Origin of the sequence: Stenotrophomonas sp. SMYL8, assembly GCF_036320065.1 — a bacterium.
In the GTDB taxonomy this organism is placed as follows: Bacteria; Pseudomonadota; Gammaproteobacteria; order Xanthomonadales; family Xanthomonadaceae; genus Stenotrophomonas; species Stenotrophomonas maltophilia_A.
Genome location: NZ_JAWIRR010000027.1, coordinates 50,629 through 57,042 on the forward strand (window position 1 = coordinate 50,629; position 6,414 = coordinate 57,042).

Here is a 6,414-nt window from a genome sequence, read left to right on the forward strand (position 1 = left end):
GGCGTGAGCATGCAAGGCCTCTGGATCCTGGCCGCACTGGCCGCCTCTTCGGCATCGGCGACCGACACCGCCCCCCTCGATGCCGATGTCGCCGCCGTGGTTCAGCACGAGCACCTGCCCGGGCTGGCCATGGCGGTGATCGAGAATGGGCGCGTGGTCTATCGCCATGCCGAGGGCGCGCGTGGCGATGGCGCCCGCATTGACGAGGACACGCTGTTCAAGATCGCCTCCAACAGCAAGGCGATGACGGCCGCGCTGCTGGCGCGGCTGGTGCAGCAGGGCAGGCTGCGCTGGGATGATCCGGTGCAGCGCTATCTGCCTGAGTTCCGCATGCACGACGCATGGGTGGGCCAGCAGATGCAGGTGCGCGACCTGCTGATCCACAACAGCGGCCTCGGCCTGGGTGCCGGCGACCTGATGCTGTGGCCGGAACCGAACTCGTTCACCCGCGCCGACATCATTGCCGGACTGGCGCACTTGAAGCCGGTCAGCAGCTTCCGCAGCCACTATGCCTACGACAACCTGATGTACGTGGTGGCCGGCGAAGTGGCCACTGCGGCCGGTGGCAAACCGTACGACCAGTTGATGCGAGAGCAGGTGTTTGAACCACTCGGCATGACGCGCTGCCAGGTGGGGGCCTGGTCGGTGAAGCGCGTAGGCAACGTCGCGCAGCCACATGCCTGGCGTCGTGATCGCAATGAGGTGGTGAACGCTGACGGTGCCATCAGCCCGGACCTGCCGTCCATGGCGGCCGGAGGCATCCGCTGTTCGCTGCGCGACATGACGCGCTGGATGCAGGTACTGCTTGATCCTGCCGTGGTGCCGGACTGGTTGGACAGTGAACAGCGCCGCACGTTGTGGACATTACACATGCCGATGCCGCTGGGTGAGCGCCAGCGGCGCTGGGACAACGCGCATTTCTACGGCTACGGCTATGGCTGGCGCGTGTCTGACATGGATGGGCAGTGGAAGGTGGCACACACCGGCACGCTGTCAGGGATGTACTCGTCGCTGGCGCTGCTGCCCGACCGGAAGGTGGGGGTAGTGATGTTGATCAATGGTGAAGGCGAGGATGCGCGCACAGCCCTGATGCATGCCGCGCTGAAGCGCTTCACCGCAGCGGACGGTGCGCGGCCTGCGATGGAGTACCTGGCCGAATTGAAGGCGGACCAGGCCGCCCGTGCGGCAACCGCGCATCAGCGGCCGCCCACCGCTGCGGCGCAGGAGACGAGCCGCACGGATCTGCCACGCTGGCAGGGCCGTTACCGCGATCCGTGGCTGGGCCCGGCCTCACTGTGCCCGGGCGCGGACGGCCTGCACTTCAGCGTGGACAAGTCGCCCCGACTGCAGGCCACGGTGCTGCAGTTGCAGGGGCGCTGGCTGCTGCGCTGGGATACGCTGGGCGAAGACGCACAGGCCTGGCTGCAGCCCGGTGACGGTGCGCCGCCCACACTGGACCTGCGTGCCATCGATCCGGACATCGACTTCAGCTATGACTTCCAGGACCTGCATTTCACTCGTACTGGCGACTGCCCTGGCAGCGAGCGCCAGCGCCGCTGAGCCGCCGCGTGTTTCGCCCGCCACTGATGCCGCCAGCGCCGGATTAGTGGAGATCCGCACATTGTCGCCAGGCATCGAGATGGACATCCGCTACGCCGGCGCGAACAACTTCACCGGCGCGCGCGTGCCGGGTTACGAAGGGCCGTCCTGTTACCTGCTGGCGCCGGTGGCGAAGGCACTGGCACAGGTGGAACAGGACCTGCGCGCGGATGGCTTTGGCCTGCGCCTCTACGACTGCTACCGGCCGGTGCGTTCGGTGCAGGCCTTCATGGCCTGGGTGAACGATCCGCGCGAGCGCTCGCGCAAGGCTCTGCAGTACCCGGATCTGGACAAGCCACGGCTGCTGGCCGACGGCTACATCGCCGAGCGCTCCGGCCATAGCCGCGGTGCCACGGTGGATCTGGGGCTGCTGGATTGCGGCAGTGGTGCATGTAGGCCGATGGACATGGGTACCGACTTCGATTTCTTCGGGCCACGCGCGCATACGCAGACGAGCGGGCTGAGCGCTGCGCAGCAGGCGAACCGCAAGCAGCTGGTGCAGGCGATGGCGCGCCGTGGTTTCGTCAACTATCCGCAGGAGTGGTGGCACTACACCCTGCAGCCCGAACCGGACCCGGGCACCGCATACGACGTCCCCGTGCGGTAGGGACATCGGCAGAGGGGCGCTGCTGTTGGTAGGTGTCGACCTTGGTCGACACGGTAGATCCACACCATGCGTGGATGCTCTTCGTTCAATCATCGGAGTATTCGATTTCGATGGGGATTCATCCACGCATGGCGTGGATCTACCGGGGCTACCGGATTGGGTCCGAGGCAGATCCCTTACACTGGCCGCCATCCCACCGTTGCCCACCCGATGAACCTTCCCCTGCACTTCGGCCTGTTCGGTACCCTCGAAGCGGGCGCCATCGCCCTGCTGGTCGGGCTGCTGGTGTACTTCCTGTGGTCGCAGCTGTGCCGGCTCCTGCACTGGACGGTTGGCCACGCGATCGGCTGGTCCTGCGTCATCGCCGTGATCATCTCCGCCGGCATCGATGCCTGGAAGCTGTTCTACATGGGCATCGTGCGTCTGGAGTCGCCCCTGTATGCGCGCCTTTTCCTCGCCACCATCCACGATCCGAACGAACTCGGCAGCCGCGTGGTGCTGGAAATCGCCGGTGCGCTCGCCGGTGTTGCCCTCGGCTGGGTGTTGTTCAGTTCGCGGTCATCGGCTCAGAACGTCGACTGACGCAGGTTTTTCGTTGGTTGCCGGTTAAATCCGGCAGCGCTGAATGCGCATCTTATGAGCTGCTCACTCGCTGCTAACCACCGCGCTAAAGCATGCGCGTAGGCGAGTGGTTAATCGTGCGTGTTGATGTCGGTCGCGGGGCAAAATCGATTCAGAAAGACGGTGGCAGGGTAGGTGCCGTGCGGAGACAACACGCCGCGCAACACCACCCAATTGGTAGGAGACACCCCTGATGACTATTCGCAACCGCAAGCCCCTGATCGCCCTGATCGTCGCCGCCGGCAGCGTGCTGGCCATTCCGGCGATGGCCCAGTCGGCCAAGCAGCAGGCCGCGCAGGCACAGAACGAGGCCGCGCAGGCGCAGCAGTCGGCGGCACAGGCAGGGCAGGCGGCTGACCAGGCGACCAATGCGGCCGCAGCGGCTTCGGCACAGGCCAATGGCGGTGGTCAGACCTGGGCCAGCATCGATACCGATGGCAACGGCACCATCAGCAAGACCGAGGCGCAGGTGAACGCCGGCCTCGCCCAGGTGTTCGACCAGGCCGATACCAACAAGGACGGCGAGCTGAGCGCCGACGAGTACAAGGCCTACGTGGCCGCGCAGCAGGCCGGTGCGGGTGCCGGCGCGGCGCAGGGCCGCTGATCCACGCCTGATTCGGGAAGACCGATGCATGGGGACCCGGGCGGCTGCGGCCGCCCGGGTTTTTATCGTCACCAGCACCCCTGTATCCTTGTGCGATGAACACCTCCACGCCTGCGCCGTCGCGCGCCATCGGCCTGGTCGGTTTTGACGGTGACGATACGCTGTGGAAGAGCGAGGACTACTACCGCAAGGCCGAGCAGGATTATCTTGACCTGCTGTCGCGCTACGTCGACGTGCATGACACGCAGACCGCACGCCACCTGCTGGAAGTGCAGCAGCGCCACCTGGGTACCTTCGGTTACGGCGTGAAGAGCATGACGCTGTCGATGATCGAAGCGGCCATCGACATCACCGGCCAGCGCATCGAGGCCAAGGACATCCAGCGCATCCTGGACATCGGCCACGACACCCTGCGCCACCCGGTCGAGCTGATCGACGGCGTGCGTGAAGCAGTGGCGGCGATCGCCGAAGATTATCCGGTAGTGCTGATCACCAAGGGCGACCTGTTCCACCAGGAAGCCAAGATCAAGGTCGCCAACCTGGCCGAGCTGTTCCCGCGCATCGAGATCGTCTCCGAGAAGGACCCGGAAACCTACGCCCGTGTGCTGGCCGAATTCGACCTGCCGATGCAGCGCTTCGTGATGGTCGGCAACTCGTTGCGCTCGGACATCGAGCCGGTGGTGACCCTGGGTGGCTGGGGCGTGCATACCCCGTACGCGGTGACCTGGGCCCACGAGACCCAGCACGGCGTGGCCGACGATGAACCGCGCATGGTCACCGCCGATACCGCCCACGACTGGCCGGCCGCACTGGCGGCGATCGAGGCCAAGGCGGCTGCGGCGGCCTGACAGGACCCGGCGGCTGCGGCAGAATCGGGGCATGAACGTCCGACTGCGCGCACTGTTGTTGTCCTTGCTGCTGGTGCCGGCCACCGTGCTGGCCCAGCAGACCGCCGAGCGTTCGGCGGCCTACACGGTGGAAACCGGTGACCGCTGGGTCGATGCCCAGCTGCAGGACATCAACCACTACGCCGAACGCTACCCCGACGCCTTCCTCGACGAAGTGTCGCGCTATGCCGAGGTGCCGCGCGGTTACATCAGCGCGCTGTTCACCACCCATGGCTGGCAGGCCGGGGATATCTACTTCGCCTGCTTCTGGGCCAAGGCCAGCGGCCAGACCTGCCGCGACAGCGTGCGCGCCTTCAGCCAGGACCCGGAGGGCGGCTGGGAGGCGGTGGTGAAGCGCATGCCGACCAAGCCGGACAACCTGCACTACCGCGCGCTGCGCCACGCCATCGTGGCCAGCTACCAGCACTGGGACCGGCCGATCACCCTGGATGCCACCCTGAGGCGCCAGCTCAAGCGGTAGTGCCGGCCGCTGCCTGATTCTGGTGGAGCAGTCCGCAGGTCGCCGCCGGGCACAGGCCAGGCGCCATGTTGCTCTGCATATCGCCGCGGCCCCGCGCTCCGGCGACAATACGGGTTCGAGCTGTTCCCCGTTCCCGTAATCGAGTGACTGATGAGCGCCTCTTTCGTTTCGCCTGATGTGATCCGCCGCCTGTTCGCGCAGGCCATGTCCCGCATGTACCGCACCGAAGTGCCGCTGTACGGCACGCTGGTGGAACTGGTGGAGCGGATCAACGCGCAGGTGCTGGAGCAGGACCCCGCACTGGCCGCGCAGCTGCAGCGCAACGACGAGCGCGCACGCCTGGATGAAGAGCGCCACGGCGCGATCCGCGTCGGCACCGTGCAGGAACTGGCGACGCTGCGCCGCCTGTTCGCCGTGATGGGCATGTACCCGGTCGGCTACTACGACCTGTCGGTCGCGGGCGTGCCGGTGCATTCCACCGCGTTCCGCCCGCTCACCGCCGCGGCGCTGGCGCAGAATCCGTTCCGCGTGTTCACCTCGCTGCTGCGCCTGGAGCTGATCGAAGATGAAGCGCTGCGTGCCGAATCGGCGCGCATCCTCGAACGCCGCCGCATCTTCACCGAGGGCGCGCTGGCGCTGATCGAGCAGGCCGAGCGTGATGGCGGGCTGTCGCAGGCCGATGCCGAGCGCTTCGTCGATGAAGCACTGGAAACCTTCCGCTGGCACGGCGATGCCACCGTCGATCTGCCGACCTACCACGCGCTGCACAACGCGCATCGGCTGGTGGCCGACGTGGTCAGTTTCCGTGGCCCGCACATCAACCACCTGACCCCGCGCACGCTGGATATCGACGCGGCGCAGGCGGCGATGATCGAACACGGCATGGCGGCCAAGGCGGTGATCGAGGGCCCGCCGCGCCGCGCCTGCCCGATCCTGCTGCGCCAGACCAGCTTCAAGGCACTGGAAGAGGCCGTGCATTTCCCGGGCGGCGAAGGCGGCGATGCCGGCACCCACACCGCGCGCTTCGGCGAGATCGAACAGCGGGGCCTTGCGCTGACCCCGAAGGGCCGCGCGCTGTACGACCAGCTGCTGTCGCAGGCCCGCGATGCCGGTGGCGAAGGCAGCACCGGCGGCGACTACGGCCAGCGCCTGCAGGCGGTGTTCGCCAGCTTCCCGGATGACCATGACACGCTGCGCCAGGAAGGACTGGGCTATTACCGCTACCAGCTGACCGACGCTGGCCGCGCCGCGCCGGAGCGCGTGGCCGATCTGCCGGCTGAAGTGCTGGTGGCCGCCGGCCTGGCCACGGCCGACCCGATCGTCTATGAGGATTTCCTGCCGGTCAGTGCCGCGGGCATCTTCCAGTCGAACCTGGGTGGTGAAGAACAGCGCGCCTATGCCGCACATGCCAACCGCGAGGCCTTCGAGCAGGCGCTGGGCATGGCGGTGAATGACGAATTCGAGATCTACGAGCGGCTGCAGGCCGAATCGCTGGCGGCGCTGCGCACCGCGTGAAGGTAGAGCCGGCCGCTGGCCGGCTGTTCTGGGGAGCCGGCCAGCGGCCGGCGCGAGCCGAGTCTCCGGGTCTCAGCCCGTCAAGGGGCCCGGTGGACGC

General features: G+C 67.1%; 7 protein-coding genes. All 7 read left to right on the forward strand.

Annotated elements, in window-relative coordinates; all coding sequences use genetic code 11:
- Positions 1-9: 9 nt before the first annotated feature.
- A complete protein-coding gene (locus V3B25_RS17810; protein WP_329811103.1) occupies positions 10-1,560 on the forward strand; it encodes a serine hydrolase domain-containing protein in 1,551 nt (516 codons plus the stop codon).
- Positions 1,493-2,206 carry a M15 family metallopeptidase gene (locus V3B25_RS17815; protein ID WP_197617270.1) on the forward strand — a complete coding sequence of 238 codons (714 nt, stop codon included), beginning with the start codon at positions 1,493-1,495 and terminating at the stop codon, positions 2,204-2,206. Before V3B25_RS17810 ends, V3B25_RS17815 begins: the two co-directional genes overlap by 68 nt.
- Before the next feature lie 210 nt (positions 2,207-2,416).
- On the forward strand, positions 2,417-2,788 hold the full coding sequence (locus V3B25_RS17820) for a hypothetical protein (protein WP_201117964.1): 372 nt from the start codon (positions 2,417-2,419) through the stop codon (positions 2,786-2,788).
- Between the two features lie 232 nt (positions 2,789-3,020).
- Positions 3,021-3,431, forward strand: a complete 411-nt coding sequence (locus V3B25_RS17825) for an EF-hand domain-containing protein (protein WP_004139214.1) — start codon at positions 3,021-3,023, stop codon at positions 3,429-3,431.
- Between the two features lie 95 nt (positions 3,432-3,526).
- The gene (locus V3B25_RS17830; protein ID WP_329811096.1) at positions 3,527-4,279 is read left to right on the forward strand and encodes an HAD family hydrolase; all 753 of its coding nucleotides are present in this window, start codon (positions 3,527-3,529) and stop codon (positions 4,277-4,279) included.
- 31 nt (positions 4,280-4,310) lie between these two features.
- The gene (locus V3B25_RS17835; protein WP_329811098.1) at positions 4,311-4,799 is read left to right on the forward strand and encodes a hypothetical protein; all 489 of its coding nucleotides are present in this window, start codon (positions 4,311-4,313) and stop codon (positions 4,797-4,799) included.
- 150 nt (positions 4,800-4,949) lie between these two features.
- Positions 4,950-6,314 (forward strand): VOC family protein, encoded by a 1,365-nt coding sequence (locus V3B25_RS17840; RefSeq protein ID WP_329811099.1) that lies wholly within the window; start codon positions 4,950-4,952, stop codon positions 6,312-6,314.
- Positions 6,315-6,414 lie beyond the last annotated feature (100 nt).